This window comes from Nocardiopsis sp. M1B1 (genome assembly GCF_052466615.1).
In genome coordinates this window covers 572,535-587,285 of sequence record NZ_CP196194.1, presented here as the reverse complement: position 1 = coordinate 587,285, position 14,751 = coordinate 572,535, and the positions used below count along the sequence as shown (strand labels likewise).

The following is a 14,751-nucleotide window of genomic DNA, read 5'->3' as shown; positions in this document are numbered from 1 at the left end:
CATGTATCCGCGCACGCGCACCGACGCCATGGCTCGTACGGCCCCCGGGGCCTCCTGCCACCTGGCCCGTGCGGCGTGTCCGTGTTGTCGTCGCTGAGTCGTCGCCGAGGCGTCCTCGTACGCCGCCGACCGACCGCGTGCCCCTCCGCGCACCCCAGTCCATCGTGGACGCCGGGCGCTGGGCACCTCCCAGCAGGGTGATCTCCGTCTCCGCGTGAACCCGCGGGGCCGTTCCCCCTGCCGCCGCCCCGGCGCACCGGGGCTTCCAGACGACATCCGCGCGCTCCCGTTCCCGGGGCGCGCACACGTGAAGGATCCTCTCACGATGCCCCAGCGCACTCTCTCCGGCACTGCCGTACTCCCCGCTCCCCACAACGTCGCCGCACCGGCCGCCGCCGCACCGGCCCCGTCGTCCGCGCCCGCCCCCAGGAGCGCTCCCGTCTCCCTGGAGGGGATCGGCGACGTGGTGGACGCCGGACGCCGCTCCGGCTACGCCCACCTGGGCGAGCGCCGCATGCCGACCCTGGGTCGCCTGGTGTCCGCCGCCCGGGGCGCCGCCGCCTCCCTGAGCGGGCCCGCGCTGCGGCCGTCCCGGCGGGGGCGCTGGCAGCCCGCCCCCCGCGCGGCCCGGCGCCGGGCGGGCGGCAGGCTCCGCGTGACCGCGGTGGCCCTCGAACCCAACAGCTTCGTGTCCGGACCCGCCCCGCACCCGTCCCGACGGCACGGCATGGAGGTGCTGTACCTGGTCAGCGGGCGCGCCCACCTGATCGCCTCCGCCGCGGACGGGCAGATGCGCTCGGCGTCGGAGCTGTCCGCCGGCCGGGCCCGGGTCGTGGGCTCGGCCGGGGGCGGCGGCCACCACCTCGTGAACACCGGCGACGAGGTGGCCGTGGTGGTCCGGGTGACCGCCTGAACGGGCGCACGGGCACGCGACCTCACTCATCGCCGCCCCGTTCGGCCGCCGCCGCGCGCAGGGCGGCGTCGACCGCCTCGACCGACCTGAGGACGGCGGCCATGCGCTGTCCCTCCGCGAGGTAGGCGTTCATGACCTGGTCGAGGGCGTGCGGCGGCATGTGGTCGCGCAGGTCGACCCGGGCGGTCCGGTAGCCCTCCCGGGCGGCCTCCAGCGCCGAGGAGACGTACTGGTGGGCCAGCCGGGAAAGGGCGACCGGATGGCGCCGCAGGACGCCGTGCAACCGGTAGTCGGCGGGCACGTGGTCGAACAGCCACACCAGGGCCGTCTGCTCGAAGGAGTCCGCCCCGGGCGGGTGGACGCTCGCGGGCCAGTCCGGCGTCAGCGACTGATCGGGCATGCCTCCGATCATACCCGCTGTTCGAAAACCTGTTCGATGCGGCCAGGGGTCAGTCCACGGTCCCGGAGGATCCGGGCGCCCCGCCCTCGGCGGACTCGCGTCTCTCCATCTCCACGCGGATGGCCTGCTCCGCGGCGTCCACGGCGGCACGCGCGGTGATGGCGTTCGTGTGCGCCCGGTCCAGCTCCTCCAGGAGGATGCAGTCGAAGGAGACGCGGGCGTCGTGGATGGCTGCTTCGAGTTGACGTGATGCCTCTTCCAGACTCATGTCCCTCTTCCTTCCCCAGAAGTCGGCACTTGCACATCAAGGGCCCCAGGCGTCTCCAGCCGTAGTGCGCGCGGCACGCTTCCCGGGCGGACTGTCCCCGCGCCGTTCTACGATGTTCCCGAATCGCCGCTGTTCACGGCGGTGACGACCATCCGGCCGAGAGGATCCCATGCGCAACCGCTATCCCGGGACATGCACCGACTGCCAGTCCTCCGTCGGCGCCGGTGAGGGTGTCGTCGTCAAGGAGGACGGCCGGTGGCGCACCTACTGCGCGGAGCACGAGCCGCGCCCCACCCCTCCCGTCCGGGGCGGCCACCCCGGCTGGCACACCACTCCCCTGCTGGGGTTCGACACCGAGACCTCCTCCCGCGACCCCGACACGGCCTTCCTCGTCTCGGCCGCGCTGGTGGACCGCGAGGGCAAGGCCCGCACCTGGCTGGTGGACCCGGGCCCCCGCGAGATCCCGGCGGACGCCGTCGCCATCCACGGCATCAGCACGGAGCGGGCCCGGGCCGAGGGCCGTCCCGCCGGGGAGTGCCTGGAGGAGATCGGCCAGGCCCTGGCCGACCAGCTCTCCTCCGGTCAGGGACTGGTGGTCTTCAACGCCCCCTACGACCTGCGGGTGCTCTCCGGGGAGATGCGGCGGCACGGGCTGACGACCCTCGCCGAACGCCTGAGCGGCCCCCCGGCGCCCGTGGTGGACCCGCTGGTGATCGACCGGGGCGTGGAGCCCTACCGCAGGGGCAAGCGCAACCTGGGCGCCATGTGCGAGTACTACGGCGTTGAGCTCACCGACGCCCACACCGCGACCGCCGACGCCTCGGCGGCGCTGACCCTGGCCGAGGAGATCGGCGCCAGGCACCCCGAACTCGCCGCCGTCAGCCTGGCCGAGCTGCACCAGCGCCAGGTCGACTGGTCCCTGGCCTTCGCCCGCAACCGCCAGGAGTGGCTGGACCGCAGCAAACCCGGCCACGGAACCGTGGTGGACGGCACCTGGCCCTGACGGGCCGGTCCGCGTGTGCGGTCGGGCGCGGAAGCGGGTAGGTCCCCAAGCGACGCGATCTTGGGGGACGACATGGTCTACTTCATCCTGGTGCTGCTGGCGGTATGGCTCATCCTCGCCATCCTGGGCATGGTCATCAAGGGCCTGCTCTGGCTCGCCGTCATCGGCGCCGTCCTGTTCGTGGCCACCGCGGTGTGGGGCTGGTTCCAGAACCGGCAGCGCGTCTGAGGGCCGCGCGGGCCCGGGCCGGACGACGGCGCGCGGCCCGCGGGAGGCCCCGGGCCCGCCCGGGCGATCGTGGAGGGGCCGACGCCATGGGCAGCCCGTTCGCTGAACAGGCCACTGGCCCCCTTTTTGGCCATCAAACGCGAAACGCCACCCCGGACCGGGGTGGCGTTTCGGCTGAGCCGCCTGTCGGAATCGAACCGACGACCTATTCATTACGAGTGAATCGCTCTGCCGACTGAGCTAAGGCGGCGCGCCGCCGCGTGTCCCACGCGGCGATGCGGTCACCATTCTAGCCCCTCGGAGGAGTGCCGGGGACACGGCGGCCGGCTCGCCCGGCCGCCGGTCTCAGGCGCAGGCCATGCCGTCCTCGGGCACGGTGAGGTCGACCAGGTAGGCGTCCACGATCCCGTCGATGCACTGGTCGCCCTTGCGGTAACCGGTGTGGCCGTCGCCGTCGCGGGTCACCAGGAAACCCGAGTCGAGCTGCTCGGCGAGCGCCTCGGACCATGCGTAGGGGGTGGCCGAGTCCCGGGTGGTGCCCAGCACCATGACGGGGTCGGCGCCCTCACCATCCAGCTCGGTGAGTGGGGCCACCGCCTCTTCGGGCCAGTACGCGCAGGGCAGGGCGCCCCACGCCAGGCCGGGGCCGAAGAGCGGTGACTCCTCACCGGCCTGGGCCGCGGCCTCGGCGTAGGCCTCCACGTCGCGCGGGCTGGGCGAGTCGGAGCAGTTCACCGCGATGAGCGCGGCCGTGGAGTTAACGTAGACGTCCGTGTCACTGCGGCTGTAGAGGTCGTCGCCGAGCTGGAGCAGGAGGGTGCCGTCGCCCTCCATCGCGGCGGTGAGGCCCTCACGCACGTTGGGCCAGTAAGCCTCGGTATACAGGGCGGCGAGCACGCCCAGCTCGGCGCGGGCGCGGTTGACCTCGCGGTCGTCCATGCTGTTGGCCAGGGGGTTCTCGGCGGTGTCGGCCAGGAAGGCGGTCAGCTCCCCGATGCCGTCGTCCACGCTGTCGCCGGGGCCGCCGAGCGGGCAGTCCGACCGGCTCAGGCAGTCCTCCACGAAGGCCCGCAGGGCGGTCTCGAAACCGGTCGCCTGCTGCACACCGATGTCGAGTTGCTCCTGGCTGGGGTCCACGGCGCCGTCGAGCACCAGGGCGCGGACGCGGTCGGGGAACTGCTCGGCGTAGTGGGCGCCGATGCTGGTGCCGTAGGAGAACCCCAGGTAGGTGAGCTGCTCGTCGCCGAGCAGGGCGCGCAACAGGTCCATGTCGCGGGCGACGTCGGCGGTGCCCACGTGCCTCATCAGCTCGGGGTGGTTGGCCTGGCAGGCCTCCACGAACCCGCGGCTGTCCTCCACCAGCTCCGCCAGTTCGGCCTCGGAGACCTCGGACATGTCGCCGTCGCCCTCGACGCTGTCCACCCCGCCGAGGAACTCGTCGAGCCCCTCGGCGTCCAGGCAGGTCAGCGGTGAGCTGCGGCCGACGCCGCGCGGGTCGAACCCGACCACGTCGAACCTCTCGCGCACCGCGTCGCTGACCGTGGAGGGAGCGTGGTCCACGAGGTCGTACCCGGAGCCGCCGGGCCCGCCGGGGTTGACGAGCAGGGAGCCGAGGACGTCACCGCCCTCGGAGGGGAGGCGCTTGACCGCGATCTCGATGCGCTCGCCGTCCGGGTCCTCGTAGTCGAGGGGAACCTCGTAGGTGGCGCACTCGGTGCCGGGCGCTCCGCTCTCGCACTCGCCCCAGGCCAGCTCCTGGTCGGCGAAGGCCGCCAGGTCCCCGGAGGACCCGGGCGCGGCGCTTCCCTCCCTCTGCTGGTCGCCCTGCGCCGTGCACGCCGTCGCCAGCAGCACGGACCCGGCGAGCACGGCCGCCCACGGTCCCCGAACCCTCGTCGCCAACGGTGCCCGCCCTCTCGTCACGTCCGTCCGCGACCGACGTGTCGTCGGCGCCGATACATTCTCCACGACCGGCGCTGCCCGCACCGGTCGAACTCGCGTTTCTCCCCCCGCGGGGCGGTGTCCCGTCCGCTCCCCGCCCCGGTGCGGGGCCGCCGCCCGGGTGCGGCCGCGACCGTCTCCCGCGCCCGCGGGGCGGTCGCCTATCCGGCCAGGAGGGCGGAGGTCATGGCCTCCATGGCGATCTGGGGGTGCACGTTCGCGGCGATGCGCTCGCGGCACTCCATGATGGCGTCGATCCTGCGCAGCGTGGACTCCGGTGTGCTGGAGCGGGCGACGCGCTCCAGGTCGCCGGAGCGCTCGGCCGTGGACAGCTCCACCCTCGCGCCCAGCTGGAGGGTGAGCGCGTCCCGGTAGAACGCGACCAGGTCGAGCAGGGCGCGGTCGTAGGAGTCGCGCTTGATGCGGGTGGCGCGGCGCTTCTGCCGCTCCTCCAGATCCTTCATCGCGCCCGCGGAGCCGCGCATCGCCTTGGCCACGCCCTTGCCCGTGGAGCCCTCGCCGAACGCGGCCCGCAGCTCCTCCCTCTCCTTCTCGTCGAGCGCCGTGGTGAGGGCCTTGGACTCCTCCTCGGCGATCTCGTAGAGCCGGGCGGCGGAGGTGACGCACGCGCCGAGCCCGTCGAGCCGGGCGGGGATGGACAGCACCTCCTCCCGGCGTCTGCGCGCCTCGGGGTCGGTGGCCAGCTGCCGGGCCCGGTCGATCCGCCCGGAGGCGGCGACCGCCGCGGCCCGGGCGGTCTCGGCGTCGATCCCGTCGCGCTGGACGAGGGCGTCCACCAGCTCCGGGGTGCCGGGCGTGGCCAGGGTGACCATGCGGCAGCGCGAGCGGATGGTGACGAGCAGGTCGTCGGGGGTGGGGGTGCACAGCAGCCACACGGTACGCGGCGAGGGCTCCTCCACCGCCTTGAGCAGGGCGTTGGAGGCGGCCTCGGTGGCGCGGTCGGCGTCCTCGAACAGCACGATCCGGAACCGCCCGCCGGAGGGCTTGGAGCCCGCGCGCAGCACGAGGTCGCGGGTGGCGGCCACACCGAAGCTCAGCCCGCTGGGCCGCACGTACAGCACGTCGGGGTGGGTCCCGGCGAGGGTCTGGTGGCAGGAGCCGCAGTGCCCGCAGCCGCCGTCCGGGCACTGGAGGGCGGCGGCGAAGGCCCGGGCGGCCTCCGACCGGCCCGAACCGGGCGGCCCGGTGAACAGCCAGGCGTGGGTCATCCCCGTGCCCCGTCCGCCGGAGACGAGGTCGGCGGCCCCGGCGACGGCCCGCTGGAGCTGGCCCACCGTGGACCGCTGGCCGATGAGGTCGTCGAAGACCGTCATGCTTCCCTCCCACCGCTGGTGCTTCGGTCTTCAGGATAGGAGTCGGCGCCGACGTCCGGACCGTTGTCCACAGGCCGATCTCCCCCGTCGGAGCGCCGGGAACGCTCCACCTCACCCGGGCGGGGCCCGCCCGGACACGGACGAGGGCCCCCTCCCCCGGACGGGGGCAGGGAGCCCTCGGTACGTCGGACGGCCCGGCCGCCTCGGCCTCAGCCCTGTCCGACCTCGTCGTTCCTGATCACCGGGATCATGCCGGTGACGGCCTCGGAGCTGCTCGGGACCGGGTCGGGCAGCAGGGAGCGCACCCGGCGCTGGATCTCGCGGGTGATCCTGTCCTGCGGCTCGCGGGCGTCGAGCACCAGGTAGCGCTCGGGCGCGGCCCGGGCCAGCTCCAGGAAGCCCCGGCGGACCCGGTCGTGGAACTCCGCCGGCTCGCCCTCGATGCGGTCGGCCGGGCCGCCCAGGCGGGACAGGCCGTCCTCGGGCCGCACGTCGAGCAGCACCGTCAGGTCCGGGACCAGGTCCTGCGTGGCCCAGTCGCTGATCCGGCGGATCTCGTCCGAGGACAGGTCGCGCCCCGAGCCCTGGTAGGCCAGCAGGGAGTCCACGTAGCGGTCGCTGATGACGACCGCGCCGCGCCGCAGGGCGGGCAGGATCTCCTGCTGGACGTGGTCGGCCTTGTCGGCCGCGTAGAGCAGCACCTCGGCGCGCGGGGTGATGTGCGAGTTCTCCCGGTCCAAGAGCAGGCCGCGCAGGCGCATGCCGAGCTTGGTCGCGCCCGGCTGGCGGGTGCCGACCACCTCGAAGCCCTGGTCGCGCAGCCACACCGTCAGCTCGCGCACCTGGGTGGACTTGCCCGCGCCCTCGCCGCCCTCGACGACGATGAACGCGCCCGCGGGCTTGGACTCCTCGTCCTCCTCCGGCGCGATCGCGACGCCGCGCAGCGCCGCGAACAGCTCCGGGAGCAGGCCGGGACCGGCCTCGGGGTCGTCCCGGCGGTTCATCCGCCGGTAGCAGACCAGCGCCACGACCAGGACGGCCAGGCCGGAGAGCATGAGGACGAGGCCGCTGCCGCGCAGGTCGTAGCTCAGCGGGCCGACCGGGATCCGGTAACTGCCGATGAGCCCGGCGACCAGCGGGGCGAGCACGGCGGCGCCGACCAGGGTGACGCGGGCGGCGCCGTGCAGGAAGGCGAAGGCGGAGCCCCGGTGCTCGTCCTCCACCTCGCGGTCAAACACCGCCAGGCCGATCACGCAGGCGATACCCGCGCCCACGCCGAGCAGCGCGGTGAGCACGGCGGTGAGCACCATGTCGGCGACGGCCCCGGCGAACAGCAGGGCCAGCCCGGCGAGGGCGATGCTCAGGCCGAACAGCCGACTGCGGCTGAACTGCTTGAGGACGCGCGGCCCGGCGACCATGCCCAGGGCCGTGCCCGCGAAGACCGCGGCGAAGACCACGCCGAACCCGGCGTTGCCCGCGTCCAGGCCCTCGACGTGCACGCGGCCGACACCGATGACCACGCCCCCGGCGGCGATGACGCAGAGCATGCCCGGAACCAGGCCGCGCACGCGGGGAGTGCCGCCCGCGTGGCGTCGGCCGGTCCCCAGCGCGCGCAGGATGCCGCTGTCGCGGGTGTCGCTCTCCGCGTCCTTGGAGGGCTTGTGCTTGGGGATCGGCAGCCCGGCGACGACGACCGCCGCGACGACGAAGGTGAGGCCGTTGAGGTAGAGGGCGACGTCGGCCTCGGGGCTGGCCATGGAGGGCAGCAGCGCGCCGAGCACGTTGCTGACCGAGGCGAGCGCGGCGAACAGCAGCGCCGCGACGGGCGCGGTGCCGTAGGCGGTGAGCAGGCTCAGCCGGTTGGCCTGCCCCAGCAGCTTGCGGGGCACCAGGTTGGGGACCGTGGCGTCCTTGGCCGGGGTCCAGAACAGGGCGACGACCTCGGCCAGGAGGGTGGCGATGAGCAGCCACTCCAGGGCGAAGCCCGGGAAGAGGAGGCCCACGACGGGGATGGAGACGTACAGCACGCCGCGCAGGACGTCGCCGACCACCATCGTCCACCTGCGGTCGAGGCGGTCGGCGACCGCCCCGACCAGCGGGCTGAACAGGATCGACGGGACGAGCTTGATCGCCACGACGCCGCTGACGGTCAGGTACTGGACGAGCTGGGATCCGTCGGCGGTGAAGACGGTCGCCAGGGACACCAGTGCCAGCAGGCTGAGCCAGTCGCCCAGGCTGGAGAGGGAGAGAGAGATCCACAGCCTTCGGAAGGGTGTGATCGCAAGAACGTTGCGCGCCTCGGCCGGCGCTCCCAGGGGTGCAGATCTGCTCATAGCGCTCAAGATTATCGGTGAGGGGGAGAGGGAACGGCGGGTCACGGACCCGCCTCAGAAACGTTGGATAGCTCTGGGGACCGCGCACGTTTCCGTGCCCCCGTGAGTCCTGCCAAGCGTAGTACGGAAGACTGCTCCCGCACAGGGGTGAGGGTGCGCCCACCCGGGGTGAACACGCGGGAGACCGCCCACCCGGCCACCCCCGTCGGGGGGTGTCCGGGTGAGCCTACGCGTGCCGGGGCCCGGGAGACGAATCCCGGCCGCTCCGCCGCGCCCCGCGCCTCGTTCTCCGCGCTTATTCCACGTGCTTATTCCTCTGGGGCGGCGGAGTCGGAGGAGCCGCTCCTCCTGGCCGGGGACTTCCCGGCGGACGTCGTGGAGGTGGACGCCTTCTTCGTCGCCGTGCCCGTCTTCTTGGCCGCCGTGCCGGTCTTCTTCGCGGGCGCCTTCTTCGCGGCGGGCTTCTTGGCGGGCGCCTTGGCGCGGCGCTCGGCCAGCAGCTCGGCGGCCCGCTGGTCGGTGATCGACTCCACCTCGTCGCCCTTGCGCAGGGAGGCGTTGACCTCCCCGTCGGTGACGTAGGGGCCGAACCGGCCGTCCTTGATCACCATCTTGGCGCCCGAGGCCGGGTCCTCGCCCAGCTCGCGCAGCGGCGGGGCGGCGGCGCGGCGGCCGCGCTGCTTGGGCTGGGCGAACAGCGCCGCGGCCTGCTCCAGGGTGACCGTGAACATCTGCTCCTCGGTCTCCAGGGAGCGGCTGTCGGTGCCCTTCTTGATGTAGGGGCCGAACCGGCCGTTCTGCGCGGTGACGTCCTCGCCGTCGATCTGGCCGACCACGCGCGGCAGCGACAGCAGGCGCAGCGCGTCCTCCAGGGTGACGGTGTCCAGGCTCATCGACTTGAGCAGCGAGCTGGTGCGCGGCTTGACCTTGGCCTTGGCCCTGGTCTTGGCCTTGCCCTCCTCGGCCTCCTGCGGCTCCTCGATCACCTCGGTGACGTAGGGGCCGAACCGCCCGGTCTTGGCCACGACGACGCGGCCGGTCTCGGGGTCGGTACCCAGCTCCCGGTCGCCGCTGGGCTGGGCGAACAGCTCCTCGGCCTTGTCGACGGTCAGCTCGTCCGGCGCCAGGTCCTCGGGCACGTTCACCCGCACGCCGTCCCGGTCCAGGTAGGGGCCGTAGCGCCCCACCCTCAGCACGATGTCGGTGCCGGGCAGCGGCAGGGAGCTGATCTCCTTGGGGTCGATGTCGGAGAGGTTGTCGTTGACCAGCTCCTTGAGCCCGGTCTCACGCTGGCCCTCGGTGTCCTCGCCGCCGAAGTAGAAGCGGCGCAGCCACGGCAGGCTCTCGGCCTCTCCCCGGGCGATGTCGTCGAGCACGTCCTCCAGGCGCGCGGTGAACTCGTAGTCCACCAGGTTGCCGAAGTGGCGCTCCAGCAGCTGCACCACGGCGAAGGCCAGGAAGGACGGCACCAGGGCCGTGCCCTTCTTGAACACGTAGCCGCGGTCCAGGATGGTGCCGATGATCGAGGCGTAGGTGGAGGGGCGGCCGATCTCGCGCTCCTCCAGCTCCTTGACCAGCGTGGCCTCGGTGTAGCGCGCGGGCGGCCGGGTGCTGTGCCCCTCGGCCTCCAGGTTCTGGGCCTTGAGCGGGTCGCCCTCCGACATCGCGGGCAGGCGGCGCTCGCGGTCGTCCAGGTCGGCGGCCGGGTCGTCCGAGCCCTCCACGTAGGCCTTGAGGAACCCGTGGAAGGTGATGACCTTGCCGGTCGCGCTGAACTCGGCGACCTCGCCGTCGGAGGAGGTGCCCTCGATGCGCACGGTGACGGACTCGCCGACCGCGTCCTTCATCTGGGAGGCGACGGTGCGCTTCCAGACCAGCTCGTAGAGCCGGAACTCGGGGCCGGACAGGCCGGTCTGGGCGGGCGTGCGGAAGGTGTCGCCGGACGGGCGGATCGCCTCGTGCGCCTCCTGGGCGTTCTTGACCTTCTTGGCGTACACGCGCGGCTTGTCGGGCAGGTAGTCGCCGCCGTAGAGGCTGCGCACCTGGGAGCGGGCGGCCTTGACCGCGCTGTCCGACAGCGTGGTGCTGTCGGTACGCATGTAGGTGATGTAGCCGTTCTCGTACAGCCGCTGGGCGACCTGCATGGTCTGCTTGGCCGACAGACCGAGCTTGCGGGAGGCCTCCTGCTGGAGGGTGGTGGTGCGGAACGGCGCGTAGGGCGAGCGGCGGTAGGGCTTGCGCTCCACCGAGGAGACCGAGAACCCGGCGCCGCTCAGCCGCTCGGCGAGGCCGCGCGCCGCCGCCTCGTCCAGCTGGCGGACGGGGCGGTCCGAGCGCAGCGTGCCCTGCGGGGTGAAGTCGCGGCCCGCGGCGACGCGGGCGCCGTCCACGGAGACGAGGGCGGCGGGGAAGGTGGCGGGGCCTTCGGCGACACCGGCCTCGGTGGCGTCGAAGAGGGCCTTGAGGTCCCAGTACTCGGCGGAGGTGAACGCCATGCGCTCGCGCTCGCGCTCGACCACCAGGCGGGTGGCCACGGACTGCACGCGGCCCGCCGAGAGCTTGGGCATGACCTTCTTCCACAGCACGGGGGAGACCTCGTAGCCGTAGAGGCGGTCCAGGATGCGCCGGGTCTCCTGTGCGTTGACCAGGCGGGTGTTCAGGTCGCGGGTGTTGAGGGCCGCCCGCTGGATGGCGTCCTTGGTGATCTCGTTGAACACCATGCGGCGGACGGGGATGCGGGGCTTGAGCTCCTCCAGCAGGTGCCAGGCGATCGCCTCGCCCTCGCGGTCCTCATCCGTGGCGAGGAGGAGTTCGTCGGCGTCGGCCATGAGCTCCTTGAGCTTCTTGACGTGCGCCTTCTTGTCGGTGTTGACCACGTAGAGCGGCTCGAAGTCGCCGTCGACGTCCACCCCGAGCCGGGCCCACGCCTGCCCCTTGTACTTGGCGGGGATCTCGGCGGCCTTGTTGGGCATGTCGCGGATGTGGCCGATGCTGGACTCCACGACGTAGCCGCGCCCCAGATAACCGGCGATGGTCTTCGCCTTGGCCGGTGACTCGACGATGACGAGGGCGGTGCCCGCCCCCTGTCGTCCGCTGTCCTTCGAGCCGTTCTTGCCGGCGCTGCCCTTCGTGGGTGGCACGCTCTTCCCCTACGTCTAGCCCTACGTGATCTTTCCGGCCGCGGTCTGTCGGAAGCCCCTGGGAACCGACAGTAACCGAAACTCCAGGCGCTCCCCCCGTCGGTGGGCGGAAGGGACTGCGCCCTCCGCGGGTGAGGGCCCCGTCGCTCTGGGTGGACACCCGGTCCACGCCCACCGGCACCCGCAGAATAAGCGCTTCCCGAACCGGTACCGGTCCGTAGCGTACGTGAGCCGCCCCGGCAACGTGGGCCGGTTGGCCAGCACCGCCTCTGACGAGCACCCATAACGGCCCCCGCGAGTGACTTCTGTCACACTTGGTGGTGGCCGAGTGCCTGCTTTCCCCAGAATGCGGCGAGTCCTCCCGGATATTCCCGGGAGGACTCGGCTCGCGTCACGGGCTGACGGCCAGCTCCTCCGCGCTCCCGCAGTCCACCGCGTTCCTCACGGAACGGGAGTGCGGAGGCGGGTCGTCGTGGCCCGTCGACGCGTACGGCACGCGTTGTGCCGGTCCGGGATCGCGCTCCGTGTCCGACGCCGCCCTGTGGGATACGGCACCCCGCAGTCCACCGCGTTCCTCACGGAACGGGACGCCGTGCTCCCTCGGGCCCGCGCGGTCGCGGGCGCGATCCCCTGTTCTGTCGTTACAGGCCCACGCCCGCGGCGCCGAGCAGCTCGTTGACCGGGTCGGCCACACCCACGGGGGCGGACTCGGGCAGCTGGTCGGCGTGCTCGGGAGCGTGCTGCTCCACGGCCTGACGGGTGGTCTCGCTCACCTCGTACTCGACGGGCAGCATCTCCGAGACCGGGACCTCGGGCAGCTCCTCCACCAGGGGCAGGGAGCCCAGGGCGCTGGAGGGGGCCTCGGAGGCGCTCTGGTGCACGACCGCGGCCCCGTCGTCGGTGCTGCTGGCACCGGCCAGGCTCGCGACCGCCGCGACGGCGTTGCCGGAGACGTTGACCGGGACCTCGCCGTCCGCGACCAGCTGGTTGCCGCCGACCGCGGAGCCGTTGCCCGAGGTCACGACCTCCTCTTCCTCCTCCAGCACCAGGGCCCCGGTGTCGGTGGAGGCCGCGCCCGCCACGCCGCCGACCGCGCCGATGGCGTTGCCCGCGACGTTGACCGGCACGTCCAGGTCGACCACGGCCTGGTTGCCGCCCACCAGCGAGCCGTTGCCGGAGGTCGCGATGGACTGGTGCTCGCGCGGGGCCGACTGGTGCTCACGGGGCGCCGACTGGCGCAGCACGCCCGTGTCCACGCCGGAGGTGTCCGGCAGCGGCAGGATGGTGGCGTTCCTCGCGGCCTCGTTCACCAGGTCCATGGCGGTGTACTCGGCGGGCGCGGAGTGGTGCTCGCGGTGCCCGTGGCCGTGTCCGTCGTGCACCAGGGCGCCGGTGTCGGTGGCCGCGGCACCGGCCACGCCGCCGACCGCGCTGATGGCGTTGCCCGCGACGTTGACCGGCACGTCCAAGTCGACCACGGCCTGGTTGCCGCCCAGCAGCGAGCCGTTGCCGGAGGTCGCGGCGTCGGGGCCGTGGTGGTGACGGTGGCCGTGCTGGTGCTCGACCACCGCGGCGCCCGTGTCGGTCGTGCTGGCGCCCGCGATCCCGGCCACGGCGGCGATGGCGTTGCCCGAGACGTTCACGGGGATCTCGCCGTCCACGACCAGCTGGTTGCCGCCGACCGCGGAGCCGTTGCCCGACGTGGCCGCGTCGGGGCCGTGCTGGTGGTCGACCACGGCCGCGCCGGTGTCGGTGCTGCTGGCGCCGGCCGTGCCCAGCACGGCGCTGATCGCGTTGCCGGAGACGTTCACGGGGACGTCCCCGTTCACGACCGCCTGGTTGCCGCCCAGCAGGGAGCCGTTGCCGCTCGTGACGGCCTGGCTGTCCGCGAAGGCCACTCCGCTGCCCAGCGCGACGAAGCCCGCTGTCAGGAGCACCGACTTCGCGGATGTGCTGACCCACTTACGCATGTGGGAGGTCCTTTCAAGCATGTCGATGAGTCGATGAGAAGGTGTGTGCTCGGGCCACAGGCCGTTCCACGCCCCTGGGTGGGGTGCGGGCCTTCGGCCAAGGCCGGGGTTTCCTTCCGGTCCGCCTCACACCTGGGAGGTGCGTGCTACCGGTGCTGGGAGAGTGCGCCGCGGTCCCGCTCCGCTGGTTGCGGCGGAACGCGCGCACCCCGTCCATCAGCCCCGCCCCGGAGGGCGGCGGCTGACGTGAACCCCGCGCACATGGCCTTGGCCGGTGCTACGGGACTCGCGTCAGCCCCCGGGCCGCGAACGGCCCGGGAGGCCGGGGTCAGGCGCGGGCGCGGCGCCTGCCGAACAGGAGCAGTCCGGCGCCCGCGGCGATCGCGGCGGCGGCGCTCGCGAGCAGACCGCTCAGGGCGCTGCCGTCGGTGCCGGTCTTGGCGAGCTCAGGGGCCGGGGGCTCCTGGTCCACGGCGGGCGGGGAGACGGGCTCCTCGGGCGTGCCGCCGCCACCGCCGTTGTCACCGCCGCCGTGGTCGCCGCCACCGCCGCCGTTGCCGCCGTCGTGGCCACCGCCACCACCACCGTGGTCGCCGCCGCCGTAGCCGTCGTCGTGACCGCCGTCGTGGCCCCCACCGTCGTGACCGCCACCGTCGTGGCCCCCGCCGTCGTGGCCCCCGCCGTCGTGGCCGCCGTCACCGGGCTCCTCCCCGTAACCGGGCTTCCCCGGCTTCTCCGGCTTCTCGGGGGTCTCCGGCTTCTCGGGGTTCTCGGGCTCCTCCGGGGTCTCCGGCTTCTCGGATTCGTCGGGGGTCTCGGGCCCCTCGGGCTTCTCGGGCGTCCAGGTGGAGCTGTCGTCCTGCACCGCGGCACCGCCGCCGGTGCACTGGGCGCCCGCGACGCCGAGGACGGCGATCGCGTTACCGCAGGCGTTGATGGGGACGTCCAGGTCGGCCACGATCTGGTTACCGCCGAGGATGGAGCCGTTTCCGCTGGTGGTGGTGTCGGCGTAGGCCACTCCGGCACCGGCGGCGGTGAAGAATCCCGCGGCCACCAGTGCGGCGATACGGGCGTGCGTGTCGTAGGTCATCGCGTGTCCTTTGGTCAACGAGAAAGATCGGCCAGCTGCTCGTGGACCGCGGACGGAGAGCTTCGTGCTCCGGGGAAGCCGGGGAGAAGGCACGCCCGCCGGATTCGGCGAGGCGGCTGCGCGCAGAGGAG

11 protein-coding genes and 1 tRNA gene are annotated in these 14,751 nt (G+C 73.2%); 3 read left to right on the top strand and 9 right to left on the bottom strand.

The annotated features are described in order from the left end of the window. Positions 1 to 325 precede the first annotated feature (325 nt). A complete protein-coding gene (locus ACSTA4_RS02635; protein WP_444962306.1) occupies positions 326 to 913 on the top strand; it encodes a hypothetical protein in 588 nt (195 codons plus the stop codon). A gap of 22 nt (positions 914 to 935) precedes the next feature. On the opposite strand, the gene ACSTA4_RS02630 is transcribed toward ACSTA4_RS02635, so the two are convergent. After that, on the bottom strand, positions 936 to 1,325 hold the full coding sequence (locus ACSTA4_RS02630) for a hypothetical protein (RefSeq protein WP_212641723.1): 390 nt from the start codon (positions 1,323 to 1,325) through the stop codon (positions 936 to 938). A 37-nt stretch (positions 1,326 to 1,362) separates the two neighbouring features. Further along, a complete protein-coding gene (locus tag ACSTA4_RS02625) occupies positions 1,363 to 1,581 on the bottom strand; it encodes a hypothetical protein (RefSeq protein WP_019610471.1) in 219 nt (72 codons plus the stop codon). A 169-nt stretch (positions 1,582 to 1,750) separates the two neighbouring features. On the opposite strand from ACSTA4_RS02625, the gene ACSTA4_RS02620 reads away from it, so the two are divergent. Together ACSTA4_RS02620 and ACSTA4_RS02615 are read left to right on the top strand one after the other, a co-directional pair. Beyond that, on the top strand, positions 1,751 to 2,584 hold the full coding sequence (locus ACSTA4_RS02620) for an exonuclease domain-containing protein (protein ID WP_444962305.1): 834 nt from the start codon (positions 1,751 to 1,753) through the stop codon (positions 2,582 to 2,584). Positions 2,585 to 2,656: 72 nt separating this feature from the next. After that, entirely contained in the window at positions 2,657 to 2,812 is a 156-nt protein-coding gene (locus tag ACSTA4_RS02615) for a hypothetical protein (protein WP_026338560.1), read from the top strand. A 177-nt stretch (positions 2,813 to 2,989) separates the two neighbouring features. Here the strand turns inward: ACSTA4_RS02615 and ACSTA4_RS02610 are convergent. From ACSTA4_RS02610 to ACSTA4_RS02580, 7 genes are all read right to left on the bottom strand, one after another. Then, positions 2,990 to 3,062: transfer RNA gene (locus tag ACSTA4_RS02610), tRNA-Thr, on the bottom strand. A gap of 95 nt (positions 3,063 to 3,157) precedes the next feature. Continuing rightward, positions 3,158 to 4,681, bottom strand: coding sequence for an alpha/beta hydrolase (locus ACSTA4_RS02605; protein ID WP_444962304.1), 1,524 nt, complete (start codon positions 4,679 to 4,681; stop codon positions 3,158 to 3,160). A gap of 233 nt (positions 4,682 to 4,914) precedes the next feature. Then, the gene (locus tag ACSTA4_RS02600) at positions 4,915 to 6,087 is read right to left on the bottom strand and encodes a DNA polymerase III subunit delta' (protein WP_444962303.1); all 1,173 of its coding nucleotides are present in this window, start codon (positions 6,085 to 6,087) and stop codon (positions 4,915 to 4,917) included. A 209-nt stretch (positions 6,088 to 6,296) separates the two neighbouring features. After that, complete coding sequence (tmk, locus tag ACSTA4_RS02595; protein ID WP_444962302.1) at positions 6,297 to 8,420, bottom strand: dTMP kinase; 2,124 nt, start codon at positions 8,418 to 8,420, stop codon at positions 6,297 to 6,299. A 308-nt stretch (positions 8,421 to 8,728) separates the two neighbouring features. Continuing rightward, positions 8,729 to 11,560: a type I DNA topoisomerase gene (gene topA / locus ACSTA4_RS02590; protein WP_444962301.1), complete on the bottom strand. Its 2,832-nt coding sequence runs from the start codon at positions 11,558 to 11,560 to the stop codon at positions 8,729 to 8,731. Between the two features lie 641 nt (positions 11,561 to 12,201). Then, positions 12,202 to 13,530, bottom strand: a complete 1,329-nt coding sequence (locus ACSTA4_RS02585) for a hypothetical protein (RefSeq protein ID WP_444962300.1) — start codon at positions 13,528 to 13,530, stop codon at positions 12,202 to 12,204. 328 nt (positions 13,531 to 13,858) lie between these two features. Further along, positions 13,859 to 14,620 (bottom strand): chaplin family protein, encoded by a 762-nt coding sequence (locus ACSTA4_RS02580; protein WP_444962299.1) that lies wholly within the window; start codon positions 14,618 to 14,620, stop codon positions 13,859 to 13,861. Between the last annotated feature and the right edge of the window lie 131 nt (positions 14,621 to 14,751).

Coding starts and splice junctions, on each gene's coding strand:
- ACSTA4_RS02600 (WP_444962303.1), bottom strand. CDS start 6,087: ATGACGGTCTTCGACGACCTCATCGGCCAGCGGTCCACGGTGGGCCAG.
- ACSTA4_RS02630 (WP_212641723.1), bottom strand. CDS start 1,325: ATGATCGGAGGCATGCCCGATCAGTCGCTGACGCCGGACTGGCCCGCG.
- ACSTA4_RS02625 (WP_019610471.1), bottom strand. CDS start 1,581: ATGAGTCTGGAAGAGGCATCACGTCAACTCGAAGCAGCCATCCACGAC.
- ACSTA4_RS02615 (WP_026338560.1), top strand. CDS start 2,657: ATGGTCTACTTCATCCTGGTGCTGCTGGCGGTATGGCTCATCCTCGCC.
- ACSTA4_RS02620 (WP_444962305.1), top strand. CDS start 1,751: ATGCGCAACCGCTATCCCGGGACATGCACCGACTGCCAGTCCTCCGTC.
- ACSTA4_RS02585 (WP_444962300.1), bottom strand. CDS start 13,530: ATGCGTAAGTGGGTCAGCACATCCGCGAAGTCGGTGCTCCTGACAGCG.
- tmk (WP_444962302.1), bottom strand. CDS start 8,420: ATGAGCAGATCTGCACCCCTGGGAGCGCCGGCCGAGGCGCGCAACGTT.
- ACSTA4_RS02580 (WP_444962299.1), bottom strand. CDS start 14,620: ATGACCTACGACACGCACGCCCGTATCGCCGCACTGGTGGCCGCGGGA.
- ACSTA4_RS02635 (WP_444962306.1), top strand. CDS start 326: ATGCCCCAGCGCACTCTCTCCGGCACTGCCGTACTCCCCGCTCCCCAC.